The sequence below is a fragment of the Actinocatenispora rupis genome (assembly GCF_016861975.1).
GTDB lineage: Bacteria > Actinomycetota > Actinomycetes > Mycobacteriales > Micromonosporaceae > Actinocatenispora > Actinocatenispora rupis.
Genome location: NZ_BOMB01000035.1, coordinates 1 through 21,772 on the forward strand (window position 1 = coordinate 1; position 21,772 = coordinate 21,772).

19 protein-coding genes and 1 tRNA gene are annotated in these 21,772 nt (G+C 71.3%); 6 read left to right on the forward strand and 14 right to left on the reverse strand.

The genetic code is table 11. From position 1 onward, the window contains the following. Positions 1-215 precede the first annotated feature (215 nt). The 4 genes from Aru02nite_RS28920 (at position 216) to Aru02nite_RS28935 (ending at position 2,239) form a co-directional block, all read left to right on the forward strand. Complete coding sequence (locus tag Aru02nite_RS28920) at positions 216-1,184, forward strand: linear amide C-N hydrolase (RefSeq protein ID WP_203662990.1); 969 nt, start codon at positions 216-218, stop codon at positions 1,182-1,184. 184 nt (positions 1,185-1,368) lie between these two features. Continuing rightward, positions 1,369-1,575 carry a type II toxin-antitoxin system HicB family antitoxin gene (locus Aru02nite_RS28925; protein ID WP_203662992.1) on the forward strand — a complete coding sequence of 69 codons (207 nt, stop codon included), beginning with the start codon at positions 1,369-1,371 and terminating at the stop codon, positions 1,573-1,575. Then, on the forward strand, positions 1,572-1,799 hold the full coding sequence (locus Aru02nite_RS28930; protein WP_239077020.1) for a type II toxin-antitoxin system HicA family toxin: 228 nt from the start codon (positions 1,572-1,574) through the stop codon (positions 1,797-1,799). Before Aru02nite_RS28925 ends, Aru02nite_RS28930 begins: the two co-directional genes overlap by 4 nt. A 269-nt stretch (positions 1,800-2,068) precedes the next feature. Further along, complete coding sequence (locus Aru02nite_RS28935; RefSeq protein ID WP_275408742.1) at positions 2,069-2,239, forward strand: hypothetical protein; 171 nt, start codon at positions 2,069-2,071, stop codon at positions 2,237-2,239. A gap of 65 nt (positions 2,240-2,304) precedes the next feature. Here Aru02nite_RS28935 and Aru02nite_RS28940 read toward each other — a convergent pair. From Aru02nite_RS28940 to Aru02nite_RS28955, 4 genes are all read right to left on the reverse strand, one after another. Further along, positions 2,305-2,380, reverse strand: a tRNA-Lys gene (locus tag Aru02nite_RS28940). A gap of 107 nt (positions 2,381-2,487) precedes the next feature. Further along, positions 2,488-6,375 (reverse strand): GH92 family glycosyl hydrolase, encoded by a 3,888-nt coding sequence (locus tag Aru02nite_RS28945; protein WP_373325005.1) that lies wholly within the window; start codon positions 6,373-6,375, stop codon positions 2,488-2,490. Between the two features lie 168 nt (positions 6,376-6,543). Further along, positions 6,544-6,843 carry a DUF4873 domain-containing protein gene (locus Aru02nite_RS28950; RefSeq protein ID WP_203662996.1) on the reverse strand — a complete coding sequence of 100 codons (300 nt, stop codon included), beginning with the start codon at positions 6,841-6,843 and terminating at the stop codon, positions 6,544-6,546. Continuing rightward, positions 6,843-7,523, reverse strand: coding sequence for a TetR/AcrR family transcriptional regulator (locus Aru02nite_RS28955; protein WP_203662997.1), 681 nt, complete (start codon positions 7,521-7,523; stop codon positions 6,843-6,845). Before Aru02nite_RS28955 ends, Aru02nite_RS28950 begins: the two co-directional genes overlap by 1 nt. 147 nt (positions 7,524-7,670) lie before the next feature. Here Aru02nite_RS28955 and Aru02nite_RS28960 point away from each other — a divergent pair, with 147 nt between their 5' ends. Continuing rightward, positions 7,671-8,564 carry an AurF N-oxygenase family protein gene (locus Aru02nite_RS28960; protein ID WP_203662998.1) on the forward strand — a complete coding sequence of 298 codons (894 nt, stop codon included), beginning with the start codon at positions 7,671-7,673 and terminating at the stop codon, positions 8,562-8,564. A gap of 365 nt (positions 8,565-8,929) precedes the next feature. On the opposite strand, the gene Aru02nite_RS28965 is transcribed toward Aru02nite_RS28960, so the two are convergent. From Aru02nite_RS28965 to Aru02nite_RS29010, 10 genes are all read right to left on the reverse strand, one after another. After that, positions 8,930-9,877, reverse strand: coding sequence for an integrase core domain-containing protein (locus Aru02nite_RS28965; protein ID WP_203662999.1), 948 nt, complete (start codon positions 9,875-9,877; stop codon positions 8,930-8,932). Next, on the reverse strand, positions 9,874-10,191 hold the full coding sequence (locus tag Aru02nite_RS28970) for a helix-turn-helix domain-containing protein (protein WP_203663000.1): 318 nt from the start codon (positions 10,189-10,191) through the stop codon (positions 9,874-9,876). Before Aru02nite_RS28970 ends, Aru02nite_RS28965 begins: the two co-directional genes overlap by 4 nt. A 226-nt stretch (positions 10,192-10,417) precedes the next feature. Continuing rightward, the gene (locus Aru02nite_RS28975) at positions 10,418-11,803 is read right to left on the reverse strand and encodes an FGGY-family carbohydrate kinase (RefSeq protein WP_203663001.1); all 1,386 of its coding nucleotides are present in this window, start codon (positions 11,801-11,803) and stop codon (positions 10,418-10,420) included. Further along, a complete protein-coding gene (locus Aru02nite_RS28980) occupies positions 11,804-13,273 on the reverse strand; it encodes a mannitol dehydrogenase family protein (RefSeq protein WP_203663002.1) in 1,470 nt (489 codons plus the stop codon). A gap of 71 nt (positions 13,274-13,344) precedes the next feature. After that, on the reverse strand, positions 13,345-13,629 hold the full coding sequence (locus tag Aru02nite_RS28985) for a metal-sensitive transcriptional regulator (RefSeq protein WP_203663003.1): 285 nt from the start codon (positions 13,627-13,629) through the stop codon (positions 13,345-13,347). Positions 13,630-13,830: 201 nt separating this feature from the next. Next, the gene (locus tag Aru02nite_RS28990) at positions 13,831-15,603 is read right to left on the reverse strand and encodes an alpha/beta hydrolase-fold protein (protein WP_203663005.1); all 1,773 of its coding nucleotides are present in this window, start codon (positions 15,601-15,603) and stop codon (positions 13,831-13,833) included. An 824-nt stretch (positions 15,604-16,427) separates the two neighbouring features. Further along, positions 16,428-17,114: a class I SAM-dependent DNA methyltransferase gene (locus Aru02nite_RS28995; protein WP_203663007.1), complete on the reverse strand. Its 687-nt coding sequence runs from the start codon at positions 17,112-17,114 to the stop codon at positions 16,428-16,430. A gap of 155 nt (positions 17,115-17,269) precedes the next feature. Then, entirely contained in the window at positions 17,270-17,767 is a 498-nt protein-coding gene (locus Aru02nite_RS29000; protein WP_239077021.1) for a GNAT family N-acetyltransferase, read from the reverse strand. A 417-nt stretch (positions 17,768-18,184) separates the two neighbouring features. Next, entirely contained in the window at positions 18,185-18,994 is an 810-nt protein-coding gene (locus Aru02nite_RS29005) for a DeoR/GlpR family DNA-binding transcription regulator (RefSeq protein WP_203663008.1), read from the reverse strand. A 5-nt stretch (positions 18,995-18,999) separates the two neighbouring features. After that, a complete protein-coding gene (locus tag Aru02nite_RS29010) occupies positions 19,000-20,052 on the reverse strand; it encodes an NAD(P)-dependent alcohol dehydrogenase (protein ID WP_203663009.1) in 1,053 nt (350 codons plus the stop codon). 213 nt (positions 20,053-20,265) lie between these two features. Here Aru02nite_RS29010 and xylB point away from each other — a divergent pair, with 213 nt between their 5' ends. Continuing rightward, positions 20,266-21,651 (forward strand): xylulokinase, encoded by a 1,386-nt coding sequence (gene xylB / locus Aru02nite_RS29015; protein WP_203663010.1) that lies wholly within the window; start codon positions 20,266-20,268, stop codon positions 21,649-21,651. The last annotated feature ends 121 nt before the right edge of the window (positions 21,652-21,772 follow it).

Consider the following 21,772-nt stretch of genomic DNA (forward strand, 5'->3'; position numbering starts at 1 on the left):
AGTAGAGAGCTATTCGGCAGTCACCATCGCTGGCTGCCTGTCCTGTACCACCTATGTGCGGCCGGGGTGCGCCAATTGATCTGCGACACGGCTGTCTCGACCATGGCGCTTGTCGAGGTGCGCGGTTGATTGTGGTTCGGTGCCCGGCGGTTGGGGAGGTGCCAGCGATTTCCGATTCGCCGGATTTCCGAGTAGGCGCGGCCTAGCCTGCTGTCATGTGCACGCGGGTGTTGTGGCCGACGAACGGCCAGATCGTCCTGGTGGGCCGGAACATGGACTGGCGCAGCAGCCTCGACACGAACCTGTGGTCCTTGCCGCGCGGCGCCGAGCGCTTCGGTGCCCACGGCCGGGATCCGAACCCGCTGCGCTGGACGGCCCGGTACGGCAGCGTGGTGGCCACAGCCTACGACAGGGCCAGCACCGACGGCGTCAACGAGGCCGGCCTCGGCGTTCACCTGCTGTGGCTGGCCGAAGCCGACTTCGGCGAACGCGACCCGGCGTTGCCGGCGCTGGCCGTGTCGCTGTGGGCGCAGTGGTTCCTGGACACCGTCGCGACGGTCGCCGAGGCCGTCGAGGAACTGTCCGCACACCCCGTGCAGGTGCGGCCACAGACCGAGTCGCACTCCGGCAGCTTCTCCACCGTGCACCTGGCGCTGGACGACGCGATCGGCGACTCCGCGATCATCGAGTACCTGGACGGCACGCCGCACGTGCACCACGGCCGCGAGTACCGGGTGATGACCAACTCACCGCCGTTCGACGAGCAGCTCGCGCACCTGCGCCAGTACGAGGGTTTCGGCGGCACCGCGCCGCTGCCGGGCACCACCGAGGCCGCCGACCGGTTCGTGCGGGCCAGCTACTACGCCGACCGGCTACCGCCGGCGGCCAGCACCGAGGCCGGCTACGCCGCACTGCTGAGCGTGATGCGCAACGCCGCGCAGCCGTTCGGCACGCCCGATCCGGAGCGCCCGAACATCTCCATGACGATCTGGCGCACCCTGACCGACCTCTCCAACCGGGTGTACGCGTTCGAGTCCACGTTCCACCCGAACATTGTCTGGACCCGCCTGGACGAGCTGGACTTCACTCGCACGTCCCGCCTCGACCTCTCGGTCGACGGCCTGGTCGGCGACGTTACCAATCACTACCAGCCGAGCGCTCCGATCGAGTTCGCCTACCCCTGACCGGTTGGCCGAGCAAGCGGGCCATGTCCTTGCGGCCCAAGTCTCGCTGCTCGACCCTGGCCTGCGCTCTGTCACACATGAGCTTGCACGCTTCCGTCGCGCACCAGGTGGCACAAGGCACCATCGCTGGCTGCCGCTGCCTCGCTGGGGTCGTGGCACCGTGGGCGGCTCGTACACTGAGGGCATGTCGCTGTACTTGACGGCTGCGATCACGCACGAGGACGACTGGTACGTGGCCCGGTGCCTCGACGTGGAGGTCACCAGCCAAGGCGAGACGGTGGAAGCGGCTCTGGCCAACCTGCGTGAGGCGTTGGAGCTGTACTTCGAGGATCAGCCGGTGCCTGAACTGCACGAGGTGATGACGGCGCCGATCCGCCTCGATGTCGCGTGACGCCCTCGTCGCTGCCGCGTGGCCTGTCCGGTGAGGCGATAGCGCGGGCGCTGCAACGCGGAGGATTCGAGTTCGTCTCGTCCAGGGGTAGCCACCACAAGTACCGCGATCACGACGGGCACACGGCCATCGTGCCGATGCATCGGGAGATCGCCATCGGCACCTTGCGGTCGATCCTCCGGCAGGCCGGCTGGGACGACGACACTCTCCGTAGCTACCTCTAGCCCAACGCGCTCTGTTGAAGTCGGACGGCTCGGAACGTCCGGTCGCGCTCCCCCCGCCCGTGCCTGGTCGCGCTCGCCGCGCACCGGGACGCCCAGGAGGCGGAGAAGGAGGCGGCTGGCACCCGGTGGCACGACCTCGGGCTGGTGTTCACGACCGGTCACGGCACCCCGATCGAGCCGCGCGACGTGAACCGGCAGTTCGTACGACTGACCGAGCTGGCAGGGGTGCGGCGGATCCGGTTCCATGACCTGCAGCATCGTGCGCGACGCTGCTGTACGAGCAGGGGGTGCCGATCGAGAACATTCAGGATGTTCTGGGTCACAGTTCCCCGACGATCACGAAGACGATCTACGTGGATGTGTCGCGGCGGGTCCAGCGGGGCGCCGTGGACAAGCTGGGCCACCTGTTCGAGGACGAGGGTGGCGGGCAGGACGGCTGAGCCGGTTGGGGTCAACCGTGGGGGTCAAAAAAGGGGCGGCCATCGGGCCGCCCCTTTGTTTTGCCTGGTGCGCCGCCAGGGACTCGAACCCCGAACCCGCTGATTAAGAGTCAGCTGCTCTGCCAGTTGAGCTAGCGGCGCAACGGGTAAGAACTTAGCACGGGGCTGGCGGGGGGCGGAAACCGATACCCCGGTTGCGGGCGGCAACGACGCAACCGAGGCACCCTTCGCGCAGTTTGTCGGTTTTCTCAGGGGGCGAGGAGCTCGATCTGGGCGAGCGTGAGCGCGTCGCCGGACGAGGCGGTCACGGCGAGCCGGTACCTCGTGTACGCGCCGGCGTGCGCCACCGCGAACGGCCGCGTCTGCGTACGCCAGGGGAACGTCTCGGCGGTGCGGGTGTCGAGCGTGGTCCAGGTGGTGCCGTCGGTACTGCCGCTGAGGGTCCAGGCGGTGGCGTCGCCGGGGACGCTGCCGGAAGTGAGCGTGTAGTACGTGGCGGTGACGGGCTGGTCGAAGGTGTACGTGATGCTCGGTGTGGCGGTGGTGAACGTCACCTGGGTGGCGGAGGTGTTGTCGAACAGGTGGGCGACGTCGCTGCCGTCGGAGGCGGTCGGGGTGCCGTGGCCGGGTGCGGTGCGGTCGACGAGGGGGCGCGCGACGGCGCTGCCGGTGGTCAGCGAGGGCGGCGCGGCGGCGGGGTCGCTGGCCCAGCGTGACGGCGTGGTTCCCATGGTGAAGTCGAGCCGGGCGCCGCCGACGATCTCCGCGTGTTCCAGGTACGCGCGGTCGTGTGGGCGCCCGTTGCGGCGCAGTCCCTGGACGTACACGGTGTCGGTGGTGTTGCCGGGGGCGGTGATGACGAGGTCGTGGCCGCTGTCGAGGTGCACGGTGGCCTTGCGGAACAGTGGCGAGCCGATGGCGTAGCGCGGGCTGCCGACCTGGAGGGGGTAGAGGCCGAGCGCGGAGAACAGCCACCAGGCGGACATCTCGCCGTTGTCCTCGTCGCCGGGGTAGCCCTGGCCGATGTCGCTGCCGGTGTACAGCCGGCGCAGCACTTCGCGTACCGCGGCCTGGGTCTTCCACGGTTGGCCGACGTAGTCGTACATGTAGCAGATGTGGTGCGAGGGCTGGTTGCTGTGGCCGTACTGGCCCATGCGGACGTCGCGGGCTTCGAGCATCTCGTGGATGGTGCCGCCGTAGGAACCGGGATACTGCGCGGTTTCCGGGGTGGCGAAGAACGTGTCGAGCTTCGTGGCGAGCTTGTCGCGCCCGCCGTAGAGGTTGGCGAGGCCGTTCCCGTCGTGGGGTACGTGGAAGGCGAAGTTCCACCCGTCGGTCTCGGTGTACTCGTTGCCCCAGACGCGCGGGTCGTACTGGGCCGGGGTGAGTCGTGGCTTGTGGTCGGCGTCGTAGCCCTGGAAGAAACCGATTGCGTCGTCGAACAGGTGCACGTAGTTGCGGGCGCGGCTGAGGTAGTAGGCGCTTTCTTCGGTGTACCGCTTGGCTTCCGCGCTGCCGGGCTTGGCGCGGCGGGCGAGTGCGGCGGCCATGTTGCCGATGCCGAAGTCGTTGACGTACCCCTCCAGCGCCCAGGAAACGCTTTCCCCGGTACTGGTCGGCGTGTAGCCGAGGAACAGTGACGTGGTCAGTCCCTTGCGTCCGACGGACTTGTCGGTGGAGGCGACGGTGCCGTTGCGCACGGCCGCGTCGTACGCGGTGGCGGGGTCGAATCCGGTGACGCCCTTGAGGTACGCGTCGGCGAAGGCCACGTCGGAGCTGGTGCCGGTCATCTGGTCGGCGTAACCGGGCGACGACCAGCGCGACACCCAGCCGCCGTCGACGTACTGCTGGACGAAGCCGCGGACGAGCTGCCCGGCGACGGTCGGGTAGAACAGCGCGTACGCCGGCCACACGGTGCGGTAGGTGTCCCAGAAACCGTTGTTGACGTAGATCGTGCCGGTGACGATCTTCGCGCCGGTCCGCGTCGGCGTCGGGTCACCGACCGCCTTCGACACCGGCGAGGCGTACTGCCAGACGGGGCGGCGGGCACTGCCGGTGTTCTCGTGACCGGAGTTGGGGTAGAGGTTGAGCCGGTACAGGTTGGAGTAGAGGGTGGTGAGCTGGTCGGTGGTGGCGCCCTCGACCTCGATCACGCCGAGCCGGTCGTCCCACTGGCGTTGCGCGCGCCCGCGTACCGATTCGAGGCTGTCGCCGGCGGAGATCTCCAGGGCGAGGTTGTGCTTCGCCTGGTCGACGGAGATCAGCGAGGTCGCGATCCGCATCGTGACGGTGCGGGAATCGCCTGCGGCGAAACGGAACCAGCCGGTCACCTTGTCCCCGCCGCCGCCGGGCAGCATGCCGCCGGCGGTCACCGCGCGGTCGAACTCGGCGTACACGAACAGGCGGGTGGCGCCGGCCGACCCTCCACTGTGGACATCGGAGTAGCCGGTGAGGCTGCGGCCGTCGGCGTCCAGGGTGAGCCCGCCGTTGTTGTTGGCGTTGTCGAACACCAGCGCGGCGTCGGCGCCCGGGTACGTGAAGCGGAACAGCGCGGCGTGGTCGGTGGGCGCGAGTTCGGCGACGATGCCGTTGTCGAACGTCACGGCGTACGTGTGCGCCCGCGCGGTCTCGTGGTCGTGCGAGAACGGCAGCGCCCGTGCGGTACGGGACGCGTCCGGGGTGCCGCTCGCCGCCGACGGCATCACCTGGAACGTCTGCCGCTCCCCCATCCACGGGCTCGGCTCGTGACTGACGGCAAACGCTTGCAGCCGCGGCCGGTTCTGCGCGTCGTTCGACGCCTGGTACCGGTAGAGCCAGCTGGTGGAGCCGGCGTCGGTGACCGGTATCCAGAAGTTGAAGCCGTTGGGTACCGCGGTGGCGGGGATGTTGTTGCCGCGGGAGAAGCCGCCCGACGCGTTCGTCCCGCGGGTCGTCACGACGTACTCGGAGGGCCGGGATCGCTTGTCCGGTACCGGACTGCCGATCGTGACGTCGTCGATCCAGCCGTGGAACAGCGCCGGCCCGTGCGGGTTGTCGTAGCCGAACAGGACGCGCTTGATGGTCTTTCCCTTGGCCACCGTGCCGATCCGGCACACGACCGAGTTCCACTGGTCGGCGTAGAGGATCTTGCCGGTGCCCTGGCCGCTCGGGCTCAGCGGGACGCCGTGGATGTCGACACCGTCCAGTTCGGACAGGTAGCTGCCGTCGGCGAACGCGAGGTCCACCGCGACGTACGTGCTGGGGTAGCTGAGGTCGCCGGCGGTCAGTTCCGGGAACACCTTGTACGTCAGCTCGAAGTCGGCGCCGACCGTGATGTCCACGTCGTACAGCTTGTTGTACGCGTAGCCGCGGCCGTCGGCGGTGTGCTGCCCGGAGTACTCCAGGGATCGGACGCCGGTGAATCCCGCGTGCGGCAACATGTTCGGACCGTTGACGGGTCCGGCGGCGACGAACGTCTTCATGTCCTCGGCGGGCGGCGGCGTACCGTCCCCGTTGGACAGTTGCAGCTCGGCAAGCTGGAGCAGGTCGTCGCCGTTGCTGGCGCTGATGGACAGCCGGTAGTGCCGGTAGGCGGTCGTGTTCGTGAACGCGTACTCGCGCAGCTGGAAGCGGCGGTCGAAGCTCTGCCCGGTCTGCCGGTCCAGGTCCGTCCACTGTGTACCGTCGGCGGATCCCTGGAACGTCCAGTCCTTCGGGTCGCGACCGGCGGCGTCGTTGGCCGTGGTCAGCGCGTACGCGACGACGGCGACCGGTTCGGACAGCGTCACGGCGACCCAGCCCGTACCGGAGAAGGTCAGCCATTTGGTGTTGAGGTCGCCGTCGACGAGGTTCGCGGCGACCTCGGACGGCGGGTTCTCGCCGCTGGCGGTGCACGCGGTGATCTTGTCGGCGATGCTGCCGGGGATCCCGGTCGACGAGCTGCCGGTCACGCCGGACATCCGCTTGTGCCCGGCCGGATCGGTCTCGACGGTACTGGTCCAGTCGAGCGGCCGGTCGGTCGCCTCGAACGACGAGGAGAAAGCGTTGTCTACCGCCGTACTACCGCGGCCCGGTGCGGCGGACGCGGCGTCCGGCATCCCCTCGGCCAGCGCTACCAGCGTGGCCCCGCTGCCCGCCAACAACGACCTGCGCTTCATGCCCGCCTCCAGCCCACCGGGGGGTGAATCAGGACGCACCCAACCGGAATCTGACACCGTTGTCAAGAGCGGAACACGGCGCGTAGCCGGCTTCCCGCGCGAGAACACCGCACGCCCGCGTACGAACCCTGACCGGAGCGACCCGGGGAAAGCGGGACGGGCGGTTCGTCAGGCCGGGGGTTCGGTGAGCACCGGGAACGGCGGGGATCCCTCGCCACCCACCCGGTACCGGCCCCACGGGTCGGCGTCGGCAAGCGTCGTGGTGACCGACCCGTACGGCGTGGTGAGGGTGATGCCGCGGGTGCGGACGCCGGCCAGCTCGGCGATCTCGGCGTCGGCCGAAAGCCGCCCGTACCACCGGTAGCGGCCGCTGATCGGCTCGACCGCGCCGCGCAACTCCGCCTGCGCCTCGACCGTGCGGCCGGACACGGCGAGCGTGACCGGGCCACGGTACCCGTCGTCGGACATCAGGACTCCCCCACGAGAATCGGCAACGGTACGTCCGGGTCCAGCTCGATGCCCCGGGCGCGCAGGTGACCGTCGATGATGTGCCAGATGGAGTCGGCGAGGATGTCGACCAGCTTGCGGCGACTCATGGAACGCTCCCGCAGCCACCAGTCGCCGGTCGACTCGACCAACCCGATCAGCCCGAACGCCAGCGGCGCGGCCACGTCGTCGGTGACGCCCAGCGCGGTCATGCAGGCTTCGAGCACCGCGGCGAGCCGGGCGGCGAACACCGTCTCGCCCTCAGAAAACGCTTCCCTACCGACCGGCAGCGTCGAGCCGGTCGAGATCAACCGGTACAGCTCGGGGTGCTCGTCGATCCAGCGCACGTGCGCCTGGACCACGCCGCGGATCATCCGGCGCGGCACGGGACTGGCGCTCAGCGGCCGGGTCAGCTTCTCCAGCAACAGATCCACGGCCCGTCGGGCCACCGCGGACTGCAGGTCCTCGCGACCCTCGAAGTACCGGTAGAGCACGGTGCGGGAGACGCCGGCGCGGGCGGCCATCGCGTCGACGCCGGCGTCCGCCCCCTCGGCCTCGATGGCCTCGATGGCGGCGTCGACCAGCGCGAGCCGTCGGGCCCGGCGATGCTCGACCCAGCGGCGGGCACGCCCGTCGGTCACGTCCTCGGTCTCTGTCGGCACCGCGCCAGTCTAGCGCTTCCTGTGACACGCGTTATCCGTAACTTCCCGTCACAGTATCTCTTGACGGAATCGCCGCGGCTCCCGCACACTGGGTGAACGCGACACGGCGTCACACACACTTCCGCAGATCGAGAAGGTGACCCCGGCATGCCCGACACCTCGACACCCACCGACACCACCCGTCGCCTGCTCACCGCGTCCGCCCGGCACAGCTACGACCCGGATCTCGACATCGACTGGGAGGCGCCGGTGCCGGACGAGGGGCACAGCCTGCCGCCGCACCGCATCTCCCTGTACGGCACGGACCTGTGGGACCGCCTCACCCCCGAGCAGCAGATCCGCCTCGGCACGCACGAGTGGTGCAGCATCACCCGGTTCGGCATCTGGTTCGAGATGCTGCTGATGCGGATGCTGCTGCGCGACATGTACCGGCGCGACCCCGCAAGTGAATACGTGCGGTACGCGCTTACCGAGATCGGTGACGAGACCCGGCACAGCGTCATGTTCGCCCGCGAGATCGAGAAACTCGGCGCCGCGCGGTACGCGCCGAGCGCCACCACGTACCGGCTCGGCTCGCTGTTCGTGGCAACCGCACCGCGCGGCCCCGCCATGTACGCCGCGGTCCTGCTCGCCGAGGAGACGCTCGACCGGCTGCAACGCGAGATGATGGCCGACGAGACCCTGCAACCGTTGGTACGCATGGCATGCCGCATCCACGTGGTCGAGGAGGCGCGGCACGTCCGGTTCGCCCGCGCCGAGCTGGTCAAGCAGCTCGAACACACCTCCCGCCCCGTACTGCTGCGGCACCGCCAGCTCACCGCCGCCGCGGCGTACGTGATCGGCACCAACCTCATCCACCCGCGCGTGTACACCTCGGTCGGGCTCGATCCGCGGGTGGCGACCGCGGCGGCGCGCGCCAACCCGTACCACCGGGACACGTTGCGCTGGATGGCCGGACCGGTCACCGACTTCCTCACCGAGGTCGGCATGATCGGTCGCCCCGGCGGCGCACTGTGGCGCCGATCCGGCTTTCTCGACTGACGTCGCCCGGACCTGGGGGCGGGTCGCCGGCGGCCGCGGGTGGTCCCGTACCGACCGCCCGCGGCCCCGCGCGCACAGCCCGCTCCACCCAGGCGCCAGTTCCGGTAGCAAACGTTTCACCCCCGCCAACCACGAACGCCGTCCAGCACCAGAGGTGCCGCGGAAACGGTCCACCCGCGCCACGCGGAGCAAACGCTCACCCCGCGCACCGCAGAAACGTCGGCCAACCCGGCTCGCCGCGAACGGGTCAAGCCTCCGGCCCCCCGACAAGCGCTCACCCCGCGCACACAAGAAGCCCCCCGCACCCGAACCGCTGCGGAAACGTCCAACTGCCGCCACCCGCAGTAAACGCTCACTGTCCCGCGTCAAGTAGTTGGCAGGATTTCGGGTTCGGGAAAGTTGGGGATCAGGGGGTCGGCGAGGCCGACGTGAACGTCGTGCGGGCGGTTCCAGGCCAGGGCCTCGTGGGGCCGCACGGTGTTGTACTCGGTCCGGTAGTTCTCGGCGTGCTGCACGAGGTCGAGCACGTCGTCGATCTCTTCGCAGAACAGCTTCTCGTACTTCAACGAGCCGAAGCCGCGTTCGCGTGAGCCGTTCTGGCCCGGGGTGCGAACTCGGGTGCGGACGTGTCGCAGTTCGGGGTGGGTGGCGATGAACGCTTCGAACCGGAACGAGCGGAACGGTCCGCCGTTGTCGGTCACGATCGTGACCAGAGGCTGGATCTGCCCGTCAGCGTCACGGCTGGCGAGGTCGACCAGCCGGGCTCCGGCCAGGCGCTCGGCCTCGGCCAGGGCCAGCTCGATCGCGGCGATCGCGTCGTGCTGGTTGGCGGTCGGCGCCACGTGCCAGCCCAACTCGTACTTCGACCAGTAGTCCCGGCAGCCCGCCAGCCGCCACGTGCCGCCGGCCGTGGTCTCGAACTCGGAGAAGTCCAACTGCCACACCTGGTTCGGGCCGGTCGGCTCGGTCGCGAACGCGGCCTTGCTCCGCGCGGCGAGCTGTCTGCGTTCACGCTGATAGTTGGCCTCGAGCAGCAGACCCTCGTCGCGCAGCAGCCGCAGCACGCTGGCCTGCGAAACCCGCAGCCCGTCGTGGCGGCACATCGCCCACACCTTCCGATGCCCCCACGCCGGATGCGCCAGAGCGTGCCGCCGGGCCGCGGCACGGACCCGTTCGCGGGCCGGGCGAGGCCACGGGCCCTTCGCCCGGTGCCCTGCCCGCGCCCGGGCCTGACGACGTCGCCAGGTGCGTTCGGGCACGCCGACCAGCTCGCAGAACCTCGTGGTCGGCATGCCCGCCTCGACGCGGATCACCTCGAGGTCCTCGAAGGGCCCAGCCGACCCTCCGCAGACTTCTTCCACACCCGCAACTCCACCGCGGCCTCACCCAACGCCTGCGTCAAGTCCGCGACCTGAGTCTCAAGCTGCTGCTCCCGGCTGCTGGGCCCGGACTTGCCGGCCACCAGCCCGGCCCGGCCGGACTCCAGGAACTGCCGTTTCCAGTTCCCGACCGACTGCTCGGACACCTTCGCCCGCCGCGCAGCCTCAGCGACCGTGACCTCACCAGCCAGGATCGACAACACGATCCGGACCTTCTCCTCCGGCGGCAACACCGCTGGTCTTGCCATGAACGATCAGACTCCTTCACACACGGCAGGACCCGCAAGAAACGAGCCCTGCCACAAAGTCTGACGCGCGACACCACCTCCTCACCCCAGAAACGTCCGGCACCCGGCCCGCAGGGGAAGCGCTCAGCCCGCGCGAACGGCGGAATGGCAAGCACTCCGGCTCGTCGTGGACGCGTCCGGCACGGTCTTCCGGGGGACACCGTTCTCCTGGGACGTCGAGGAACGGTCAGCTGCGGGCGTGGCGGAGGAACTCGGCGTACGCCGGGGCGTGGCGGGGGTCGGGTGCGCCGACCGGTTCGGTGGGCAGGGTGGGGGCGGGGAGCAGGCCGGCGCGGGTCGCGGCGAGCAGGGCGGCGCCGGTCGCCACCGGTTCGGCGGCGGTGACGTGCCGCACCGGTACGGGGAGGATCGCGGCCTTGAGGCGCAGCCACAGGTTGGCGCCGTCGGACTCGCCGCGACCGAGGCCGAGTACGGTGACGGACCCGGTGTCGCGGGGCTCGCCGGCGAGGGCGCGCTGGGTCTCGTACATCCAGCGGGCCTGGTACGAAAGCGCTTCCAGTACGGCGCGGGTCGCCTCGGCGTCGTCGCCGTCGGGCAGCCGCAGCGGGGCCGCCGGATCGGGTTCCGGGCACTGCCGGCCGGACGGGTACGGCAGGGCGAGCCGCCCGGTCGGTGGGTCGGGCAGCGCCGCGGCCGACGCGAGTGCCGCCTCCCGGTCCAGTCCGCGCGCGGCGAGGAACCGGTCGAGCATGGCGCCGGCCGCGGGTGAGCCGGCGACCAGCGCCTCGTGCCGGGCGTCGACCGTTCGTGCGAGGCTCATTCCCTGTGCTGCCACCGCATCCCGCGGCACCGGCGCACCGAGTACGCGGATGAGGGATTCGGCGGTGCCGATGGAATCGGCGACCGTGCCGGGCTCGCGTACCCCGGCGGCCCAGGCGCCGACGGCGTGGTCGTGCCCGGCGACGACCACGGGCGTGCCGGGGGTCAGCGGTTCGCCGGTCGCGCGGGCCACCGGATCGACCGCGGGCAGCTGGGACGGCGACATCCCCACCGCCGCAAGGAGATCCGCGTCGTACCCGGCTGGCAGGTCGGCGCCGGCCGGCGGCAACCGGTACGCCATGGTACGACCGGCGAGGGTGTGGTCGGTGACGAGCCGGCCGGTCAGCGCCAGGCAGACCAGGTCGGCGACGCCCGCCCAGCGCGCCATCCGGTCGAACACCGCCGGCCGGGTACGCCGCAGCCAGGCCCAGGTGGCCAGCGGTGTCTTGCCCGCCGGCCGTACTCCGGTGGCGGCAAACAGCGCGCCGCGCCCGAAGGTGGCAGCAAGCGCGTCGGCGTCGGTGCTGCCACGGCCGGCGTCCCAGCGCAGCAAGGCACCGATCGGCGTATCGTCGGCGTCCAGCGGTACGCCGGTCTCGGCCATCGACGCGATCCCCACGGCAGCCACCGGAACGCCGCCGGACACCGCGCGGATCCCGTTGCGTACCAAGCGAATCAGATCGGTCGGGTCGGACGGGGTGGGTGCCCGGCGGACGGTGCGCACCTCGCCGGCGCCGGCGACCAGGACGACCTTGGTACTGGTCGATCCGACGTCGACGCCGACCGTGAACACCTACCGCACCAGGGATTCCAGCGTGGCGCGGGCACCGCGCTCGTGCAGCGAGTCGAGCGCCGCCCGGTACGCGGTGACGAAGCGGTGATTGTCGACCAGATCGCCGAACAGGTCGCGGTCGGCGAGGAACGCCAGCGGCTCCTCGTACTGCCGGCGCGCGGCGGCGGTCAACTGGTCGGCCAGCCGGTCGACGACCTCGATCGGCTCGCCCTGCTCGTCGACACCCTCCGCGTACCGCGCCCAGCTGGCGACGACGGCCGCGGCGCGCTCCATCGGCCCGTCCGACGCGAGTTGCGTGCGTACCACGGGAAGCAGCCACTTCGGGATGCGGTCGGACGACTCCGCGCACAGCCGCGCGATCGTGTCCCGCACCTCCGGGTTCGCGAACCGCTCCAGCAGGGAATCCTTGTACGCCACCAGATCCACGCCCGGCACCGGCGACAGCGTCGGCGTCCCCTCCAGATCCATGTACTGCCGCAGGAACGTGGCGAACAGCGGATCGCCCGCCGCCTCGTGCACCAGCCGATAGCCTGCCAGGTAACCGAAGTAGCACAGCGCCTGGTGGCTGGCGTTCAACAACCGCAACTTCATCAGCTCGTACGGCTCGACGTCGCGCACCACCTGCACGCCGACCTTCTCGTACGCCGGGCGGCCGGAGACGAAGCTGTCCTCCAGTACCCACTGGGTGAACGGCTCGGTGACCACCGGCCACCGGTCCTCGATGCCGAACCGGCGGGTCACCTCGGCGCGGTCGTCGTCGGTCGTGACCGGCGTGATCCGGTCGACCATCGAGTTCGGAAACCGCACCGTACGGTCGATCCAGTCCGCCAGCTCCGGATCGCGCAGCCGCGCGTACGCGGTGAAGACCCGGCGGGACAGGTCACCGTTGCCCTGCAGGTTGTCGCACGACATCACCGTGAACGGCGCGACGCCGCGCTCCCGCCGCCGCGCCAACGCCTCCGTGACCAGACCGAACGTCGTGCGCGGGGTCGCACCCGGCGCGAGATCGTGCTGCACGTCCGGGTTGTCCGCCGCGAACTCGCCCGTCACGTGGTGCAGGTTGTAGCCGCCCTCGGTGACCGTCAGCGACACGATCCGGGTGGTCTCCGCGGCCATCCGCTCGATCACCGCCTCCGGATCCTCCGGCGCCAGCAGGTACTCCACGATCGACCCGACCACCCGCGGCTCGTACCGCCCGTCCGGGTGCTTGACGACCAGCGTGTACAGCCCGTCCTGGGCGTCCAGCGCGTCGCGCATCGCCGCGTCGGCCGGCAGCACACCCACCCCGCAGATGCCCCAGTCGAGCGCGAGCCCCTCGTTCATCAGCCGGTCCAGGTACATCGCCTGGTGCGCCCGGTGGAACCCGCCCACACCCAGGTGCACGATGCCGACCCGCACCCGACTCCGGTCGTACGCCGGGACCGGGACCTCACCCAGCGAGTCCAGCGTCTTCGCGTTCAGCGCGACCACGGCACGTCCTTTCCGATCATTCGCCTGCCCCGCACGGTACCGGTGAGCGCCGGGTGCGGCCCGGTGGGCGGTCAGCCGCGGCGCAGCAGCCGGCCGACCGCGCCCATCATCTCCTCGGTCATCTCATCCGACCGCCCGTCCGCCGCGCCCTCGCGCATGCAGTGCCGGGCGTGCCCGTCGAGCAGGCCCAGACCGACCTTGTCGAGCGCGGCCTGGATCGCCCCGATCTGGGTGAGGATGTCGATGCAGTACCGATCCTCCTCGACCATCTTCTCGATGCCCCGGACCTGACCCTCGATCCTGCGCAGCCGCGTCGTGAGCTGTGCCTTGGTCGCCGTGTAGCCGCGCGTCGTCATGCCGCCATGATATTCGGCCGCGCCGCCGCCACCGCCCCACCGAGATCCCCCGGTACTGCCCGCTCCCGCCCGCCGCCGCTCCACCCCATTCCCCGGTACGCCCGGTTGAGCCCGTGTCCGCTCGTTGCTGGTACGGCATTGCCCGGGGCGGCCGGCGGTGGAGTGCCGTCAGCCGCCCCGGGTCGGGTGTCCCGGCCGGGATCAGCCGAGGTGCGGACGCCGGGGAACCCGGTCCCCCGCGTACGGGTCGGTCACGCCGGTCAGCGTCGCCGGCGCGGCCTTCGGCGTCGCGGTGTGACCGCGCCACGCGCCGGTGTCCGTACCGGCCGGCGCGCGCCCGGCGACGTAGTCGGCGTACACCCCGAACCACTGCTGCGCGGTGTACGGCGACCAGCCGTGCCCCTTCTCCCGGCCGTACACGAAGCTCGCGTCGGCGGGCGGGGACGTCTCGGCGTCGAGCTGTTGCTGGAGGAGTTCGACGGCGTCGTTGAGGTAGTAGGTGTCCGTGTCACCGACGTACAGGTGGATCTCGCCGCGCAGGGTGTCGCCGAGCTGCGGCCAGTGCGCGGCGAGGTAGGCGCGGATGTCCTTGCCCTGCCACTGCGCCGCGACACCGTGGTCGATCGCGCCGGTGTCCTTGTCCCACACCGTCGCCGGGTAGCCGTCGGCGCCCTGCGGACCGTACACCGCCTCCCAGATCGCCCAGGCCCCTTCGGAACGGTCCTTGTCGCCTAGCGCCAGCTCGTAGTGGTTCTCGTCGGCGTTGGAGTAGTTGATCTCGCCCTGCGGAGTCCGCGAGTCCGGCCGCGTCACGCTGTCGTACGGATGGTCGATCCGGTAAGCGTTTGCGTCCGAGTAGACGTTTACTATCTGGTGCCGGCGGAAGTCGACCGGGTCGGGGTAGCCGGCGAACGTACCGCCGTACACGTCGGGGTAGAACACCAGGCTGGCCAGCGCCTCCCAGCCACCGGTCGAGCCACCCGAGGTGACCCGCGCCCACGGCTGCCCGATCGTACGGAACTGCTTGTCCAGCAAGGGAACCAGCTCGCGGTTGGTGGCCGTACCGTACGGTCCGACGTTCGGCGAGTCGACGTTGTACGACGAGTCGTAGAACGGGTTCTCGGTGCGGAACGTGACCGAGATGAACCGCGGCGCCGCGTCCGACAGCCACCAGGCGGAGAAAGCGTTTCCACCGTCCTCCCTGAACCCGTGCGGCGCCCCCGTCGAGAAGTGCCCGAAGTTGTACTCCACCGGGTAGCGCACGCCCGCGTTCGCCGGGTCGTCGTACCCGGCGGGCAGCAACACGTTCGCCCCGACGTACATGGGACGGCCCCAGAACGCCGACAGCGACGGGCTCAGCATCTTCACGTACTTGACGTGCGCGGTGTCGGTCGGGTTGCCCTGCTGGCAGGTGCCGCCCGGCGGAACCGTCGGCTGCGGGATCACGTTGCCCAGGTCCAGGTTCACCGTGCCGGTGTTCCGGTCGATGTGCACCGTCCTCGGCGTACTGAACAGGTTCCCGGGCGAAGCGAACATGTTCTGCCCGTCGCCGCACGGCATGTGCAGCTTGACCGTCGAGCCGTCCGACCGGTGGAACGTGTCGTACGTGTTCAGAAAAGCCTGTACGTGGTAGTCACCGGGCGGCAACTGATCCACAGTGGACAGTGGATGCCCGTACGTCACCGCGTCGTCCGACAGCACCGCCCGCTGCCCCGGCCGGAGACCGTTCACGTCCCGGCCCCAGAACGGCGTACCCCCGATGATGTCGATCTGCTCGAACGGATCGCTCGACCCGTCCTTGCTCACCGCGACCAGCACCCGACCGTCCACCGGCGAGCTGCGTACCTGGCTGCCGAACGACACCGCGAACCGCAGCGGCTTTCCCGAACCCGCCGCCGATCCGCTCAACCCCACCGCCGACACCACGACCATCGCCGCCGCTGCAGCCACCCACCGCGCGCCACGTCCGCTCATGAAACCTCCCGGCATCCGCCTGTTGGCGAAGGAAGTTTCCACCGCCGGCCCGCCGCTGTAAAGACACCCCCGCCAGCCGCCGTACGAACCGCCGGTGACATCCGCGTACCGGCACCGCGGCGTGGAGCCTGGCTCGCCCCGTGAGCCGACTGGTCCGGGCCCGTCGGGTGGGACGTGGGGCAAGGCGGTCCGCGTGGTGCGGTTGGCACGGCGAGGTGGGCGCCGATGGACCGCTGCCGGATCCGGCACATGCTGGTAGCAGACCGCGCGCGTTGTCCCGCCGCCCGGCGGTCCGCGCTGCCCGACGCATCGTCGGCATCGGCAGCGCCGTCGGTATCTCAGCCACGAACGGACCGGGTCGGCGCAGCCGATGGTGACCGGCAGGCACGGGTGACCGAGACGGCACACCCAACCGTCGCGACGGCCGTCCCAGCATCGCCGACGTGAACGCGGCGCGTCTCGCCGGTCGCCTCTCGCTGTATGGGCCGGTCATCCCGGCCAGCCGATCGGACGCGAGGATCACGGGGGCGCCATCGCCGAACGCCCGCAGCCCGGGGCGGGTGCCGCGCGCCGCGACCGGCAGCGCCACTCGGGCGGCCACGTGACAGGGAATGGGCTCGCCCCGAACACGGTGCCGGCGAGCACGACGGTGCCGCCGGCCCGCACCGGCATCACGGACCGCAGGGGGGCACTACGGTGTCGCCGGCGCGCACCGACCGGCGCTGACGTGACACCCAACCGGAGCCGACAGCTGAGCCGAACTCGTCACCGGGCAGGGAGCGGGCAACACAGCCGAACGGGCCCGCGCAAGCCGCGGACGGCCGCTACGGCTCGCGGCGCGCGAACAGCATCGCGCCCGGCCGCGCCGAATCCACGCCGAGTCGCAGGTCGGACTCCACCACGAAGCCGGCGTCGCCGAGCAGCCCGGCCATGACCTCGGGGCGCCGGCGGTACACGTGCACCCGCATCGGATGCCCGCCGTACCCCTCGGTCTTCAGCCGCGCACCGTCGCCCACGTGGAACCCGACCAGCAGCTGCCCACCCCGCCGTACGACCCGACGGAACTCCCGCAGCGCGAGCGGCAGTACCTCGTCGGGCAGGTGGATCAGCGACCAGAACGCCAACGCCCCGGCGACCGACGCGTCCGCCAGACCGAGGCCGGTCATCGACCCCACCGCGAACCGCAGGCCCGGATGGTCCCGCCGCGCCACCTCGACCATCCCCGGCGACAGGTCGATCCCGAACGCGTCCACGCCCAGCCCACGCAGGTGTGCCGTCACGTGCCCCGGGCCGCACCCCACGTCCGCCACCGGACCACCGCCCGCCGTCGCCACCAGCTCGGCGAGCACCGCCAGTCCCGCCCGCAGGTGCGGCGAACCCGCCAGCGCCTCCCGCACGAACTCCGCGTAACTGTCCGCGACCGTGTCGTACGACCTGCGCGTGTCGGCAAGCCACCCATCCCCCGGTACTGCCGCGAGCGGTTCGGACGTAGCGTTCGACTCGGCGCTCATGCGCGACACCGTAGCCGCACCCTCCGACAAGGGTGCGGTCACTGGAAGCCTGGGACTCCGTTTCCTGGCAACCACATGCCTGCGCCGCCCTCGGGCGCGCCATTCCGGCCTGTCGGCCCCGGCCAAGCGTCGTCGCGACCGCGTGGCTCCCTGGGCTACCGAGGCTGGGCCGCGACCTCGTAGATGATCCCCAGGCCGTCCTCGTCGTCCCAGTCCTCACCGACCTTGGCGAAACCGTACTGCGCCGCCAACTGCCACGAAGCGGTGTTGTCAGGGCTGATCGTCACCCGTACCGTGTGCACCTGCGGTTCGCGGGCCGCACGGTCGAGCAGTACCTCCAAGGCCGCCCGGGCGAAGCCCTGCCGTCGGTACGCCGGATCGACCGCGTATCCGATCTCCACCATCCCCGACGCATCGGGCGGCCCGTGGTAACCAGCGCGGCCGACGGCCACCTGCCGCCGCTCGTCCCAGATCACACCGGTCACCCAGGCCGCGCTGGCCGGGTCCTCCTCCACCTGCCTGCTACGCATCCGCCACACGCCACGCCAGTCCGGGCCGGCGAAGTACGCCGAGAGGGGCACGGGACTGGCCGCGTTCGCAGCCGCCAGGTCACCGTCGGCCAGCGCGCGGAACACCGGCGCCGTCAGATGCACGATGCGTACACGCTGCGGACGGCGCCGTTCGGTCCTGTCTCCCTGCTCCTCTGGTATCACGAGGCAAGAATGCCAGCCCAGCACACCGGCAGCGGCACAGGGCCCGATCCTCGCCGCGTCACGCCCTGGCCACGGCGGCGGCATCTCAGCGGTGCCCGGCGTTGCGACATGATGAGCCAACGGCACAACGTCAGGTCGTAGGCAGGTGCCGGCTTGCGCGCCGACCCAGCCGGCGACGATGCGGTGTACTGCTCCCGCGTCTGCAACGCCAGCCGGTACGCCGGCGCCCTGACACGGCATCGGTTCTGGGCGGTGCAACGTGGCGCAGGTGCCGTCCGGGTGTTCGATCCGCTGCGGCTGCGACTCCGGCCCGGGAACCCTGCTGGATCGCAGTACTGCCAACACATGCAAGCCCCGTCAGTACGTCTCGACGGGGGTGGGGACGATGTGGACCTGGGCGCCGGCGGCGCGTATCGCGTCGATCTCGGCGGTGGGGGTGGCGTCGTCGAGGACGACCAGGTCGGTGGGGCGCAGCGGCGGGAACACGTAGGTCGAGGTGTGGCCGAACTTGCTGTGGTCGACGAGCAGTACGCGGCGGTCGGCCGCCTCGGTCATCGCCACCTTGAGCGCGCGCGATTCGGGGAGCGGGTGGAAGAGCTGGCCGTCGGCGACGGCGGGCACGCTGAGCAGCGCCACGTCGACCCGCCAGGTGCGTACGGCGTCGACGGTGGCGACGCCGAACACGGCGTCCAGGTCGGGCTCGTACTCCCCGGGCAGCAGGTGTACGCGGATGCCGAGCCGGTTGCCGGCGAGCCGGGCGGCGCGCAGGTAGTTGGTGACGACGGTGAGGTTGCCGAGCGGCCGGGCCAGGCCGGGCAGCACGCCGAGGCAGGTGGTCGAATCGTCGACCAGAACGGACCGGGCGTCGGTGAGGAACCCCACGGCCGCGGTGGCGAGCACGCTCTTCACTTCCTGCCCGCTGCGCAGCCGCCACCGCGCGCTGGTCTGCACCAGCAGCGCGGACGGCGCCTCGACCCAGCCGCGGTGTTTGGCCAGCAGCCCGTCGGCGACGAGCGAGTCGACGTCGCGGTGCACGGTCATCGCGCTGATCCCGAACTCGTCCGCGAGTTGCTGGATCTCCGCCCGTCCCTGGCTGAGGATCCGGTCGAGCATCTGTTCGCGGCGCGTGTTGACGTCGGCGGCGGACCTGCGCCCAGGGTTGGCCATGGCGGTCATCCTGCCCTGAGCTGCGGCAGCACCACCGCCTTGATCCGCTCCTCGCCGTCGGGCTTCGGGCGCATCGCGGCGGCCGCGTCGTCCAGCGGGTACCGGTCGGTGACGAGGCCGTCCAGGTCGATCCGGCCGGTGGCGGCGAGGCGGATGGCTAGCGGCCAGGTGTTCGCGTACCGGAAGGTGCCGGTGAGGGTCAGCTCGCGCCGCTGCACGACGTCGACGGGGATCGGCACCTCGTCGGCGCCCATGCCGACCAGTACGGCGGTGCCGGCGCGGCGGACCGACCGCAGCCCGGCGGTGACCGCGGCCGGTGCCCCCGAACAGTCGACGAACACGTCGAACCCGCCACCCGCAGTCGCATTCTCGGCGCCGGCGAGCGGTGTTCCGGCGAGTACGGTGCCGGTCGCGCCGAACCGCCCCGCGACGGCCAGCCGTGCCTCGCTCACGTCGGTGACGATCACCTCGGCGGCCCCGAAGACCCGCGCGGCCTGCGCGGTGACCAGGCCGATCGGTCCGGCGCCGGCGACCAGTACCCGGCTGCCGGGGGCGACGGATCCCTTGCGGCAGGCCCAGATCCCGACCGACATCGGCTCGATCAACCCCGCCGCCTCGTCCGACACCCCGTCCGGTACGGGATGGGCGAAGTCCGCGGGGACCGTCACGTACTCGCAGAAGGCGCCGTCGATCGGCGGCGTGCCGAAGAACCGTACGTCGGGGCAGAGGTTGTAGCGCCCGTGCCGACACTCGTGGCAGCGTCGGCAGGGCACGCCCGGCTCGACGGAGACCCGCTGGCCGATCCGGTCGGCCGGCACGTCCGCGCCGACCGCGACGATCCGCCCGGCCGACTCGTGCCCGAGGACCAGCGGGGCCCGCACCACGAACTCGCCGATCCGGCCGTGCTCGAAGTAGTGCGTGTCGGAGCCGCAGACACCGACGGCGGCCACCTGCACCAACACCTCGCCGTACGCGGGGGTGGGGCGCGGACGCTCCTCGATCCGCAGGTCGCCGGGCGCGTGCAGCACGGCGGCCCGCATGGTGTCCGGCAGTCCCATCCGCTCCCCCGCTCTCCGACGCACGACCGCACGGGTCGCCACCCGCGTCGCCCACGGACGGCCCCGGGCGACGCGGCCGGATGCCAACTTCTCACAGATTTTGTGAGCGGACAAGCCTTGATTCCACATGCTTCGCGGGGCATTCTGGTCTGGCCGCGCCGGCCCGGCGCGCGGTGGACGTTCCGGACCGACGACGCGACTGGGAGGCGACGGATGGCCGTCCGCGGGATCGACTCCTCGACGCAGTCGTGCAAGGTCCTCACCGTGGACGAGACCACCGGGCGGGTGCTCGCCACCGGCCAGGCACCGCATCCGGACGGCACCGAGGTCGACCCTTTAGCCTGGTGGCGCGCGCTCGCCGACGCCGGCGGCCACGACACCGATGGAGTCGACGCGCTGTCGGTCGCCGCGCAGCAACACGGCATGGTCGCGCTCGACGGCGACGACACCCCGGTCCGCCCCGCCCTGCTCTGGAACGACGTGCGCAGCGCGCCGCAGGCCGCCCGGCTCACCACCGACCTCGGCGCCGAGTGGTGGGCGAAGTCGGTCGGCCTGGTGCCTGTCGCGTCGTACACGGTGACCAAGCTGGCCTGGCTGGCCGAGCACGAACCGGTGCACGCTGCCCGGGTCGCGCGGGTCCTGCTGCCGCACGACTGGCTCACCTGGCGACTGCTCGGCGCCACCGACCCGCCCACCACCGACCGCAGCGACGCCTCCGGCACCGGCTACTGGTCCCCCGTCACCGGACGGTACGAGCGGGATCTGCTGGTCCGCGCGCTCGGCCACGACGTCGACGTACCGGAGGTGCGCGGCCCGACCGACCCGGCCGGGCGTACCGCGGACGGCACGCTCGTCGCCGCCGGCGCCGGGGACAACGCCGCCGCCGCGCTCGGTCTCGACCTGCGCCCCGGCGAGGCGGTCGTGTCCCTTGGCACCAGTGGCGCGGTGTTCACGGTGACCGACCGGCCCGTCACCGACCCGACCGGCGCGGTCGCCAGCTTCGCCGACGCCACCGGCCGGTTCCTGCCGTTGGCCTGCACGCTCAACGCCGCCCGGGTCCTGTCCGCGACCGCCACCCTGCTCGACACAGACCTCTCCGGGCTCGACGCGCTGGCCGAGTCCGCGCCACCCGACGCCGGCGGCCTCGTCCTACTGCCGTACCTCGACGGCGAGCGCACGCCGAACCTGCCGGATGCCGCCGGCAGCCTGCACGGCCTGCGCCGCGCCACGATGACCCCACCGCACCTCGCCCGCGCCGCGGTGCTCGGCATGCTGTGCGGGCTCGCCGACTGCCTCGACGAACTGCGCCGGCACGGCGCCAGCATCGACCGCGTCCTGCTCATCGGCGGCGCCGCCCGGTCCCGCGCGGTCCGTTCCGCCGCACCGGACGTGTTCGGCGTGCCGGTCCTCGTCCCCGAACCCGCCGAGTACGTGGCGCTCGGCGCGGCGCGGCAGGCGGCCTGGCTACTGTCCGGCGCCGACGAACCGCCGGCCTGGCCGCGCCAGATCGCCGACCACCGGGCACCCACCGGCGCACCCTGGACCGCCGACCTCCGCGCGCGGTATGCGGAACACCGCCGCAGGACGTACGGCGTGTGAGCATGTACCGCCTCGGATCTCACGCCGTCGTGGAACCGTTGCGCCGCAACCGGTCCGTGCTGTGGCGGGGACGACCAAGTCGCCCCGTCGGCGGATCGTTCGACAAGGTCGCCGGGTCGTA

Bases quoted from the DNA above. Each gene is read 5' to 3' on its own strand.
- Aru02nite_RS28960 (WP_203662998.1), top strand. From the start codon at position 7,671: ATGCCCGACACCTCGACACCCACCGACACCACCCGTCGCCTGCTCACC.
- Aru02nite_RS28920 (WP_203662990.1), top strand. From the start codon at position 216: ATGTGCACGCGGGTGTTGTGGCCGACGAACGGCCAGATCGTCCTGGTG.
- Aru02nite_RS28970 (WP_203663000.1), bottom strand. From the start codon at position 10,191: ATGGCAAGACCAGCGGTGTTGCCGCCGGAGGAGAAGGTCCGGATCGTG.
- Aru02nite_RS28945 (WP_373325005.1), bottom strand. From the start codon at position 6,375: ATGAAGCGCAGGTCGTTGTTGGCGGGCAGCGGGGCCACGCTGGTAGCG.
- Aru02nite_RS29005 (WP_203663008.1), bottom strand. From the start codon at position 18,994: ATGGCCAACCCTGGGCGCAGGTCCGCCGCCGACGTCAACACGCGCCGC.
- xylB (WP_203663010.1), top strand. From the start codon at position 20,266: ATGGCCGTCCGCGGGATCGACTCCTCGACGCAGTCGTGCAAGGTCCTC.
- Aru02nite_RS28950 (WP_203662996.1), bottom strand. From the start codon at position 6,843: ATGTCCGACGACGGGTACCGTGGCCCGGTCACGCTCGCCGTGTCCGGC.
- Aru02nite_RS28925 (WP_203662992.1), top strand. From the start codon at position 1,369: ATGTCGCTGTACTTGACGGCTGCGATCACGCACGAGGACGACTGGTAC.
- Aru02nite_RS28985 (WP_203663003.1), bottom strand. From the start codon at position 13,629: ATGACGACGCGCGGCTACACGGCGACCAAGGCACAGCTCACGACGCGG.
- Aru02nite_RS29010 (WP_203663009.1), bottom strand. From the start codon at position 20,052: ATGGGACTGCCGGACACCATGCGGGCCGCCGTGCTGCACGCGCCCGGC.
- Aru02nite_RS28990 (WP_203663005.1), bottom strand. From the start codon at position 15,603: ATGAGCGGACGTGGCGCGCGGTGGGTGGCTGCAGCGGCGGCGATGGTC.
- Aru02nite_RS28995 (WP_203663007.1), bottom strand. From the start codon at position 17,114: ATGAGCGCCGAGTCGAACGCTACGTCCGAACCGCTCGCGGCAGTACCG.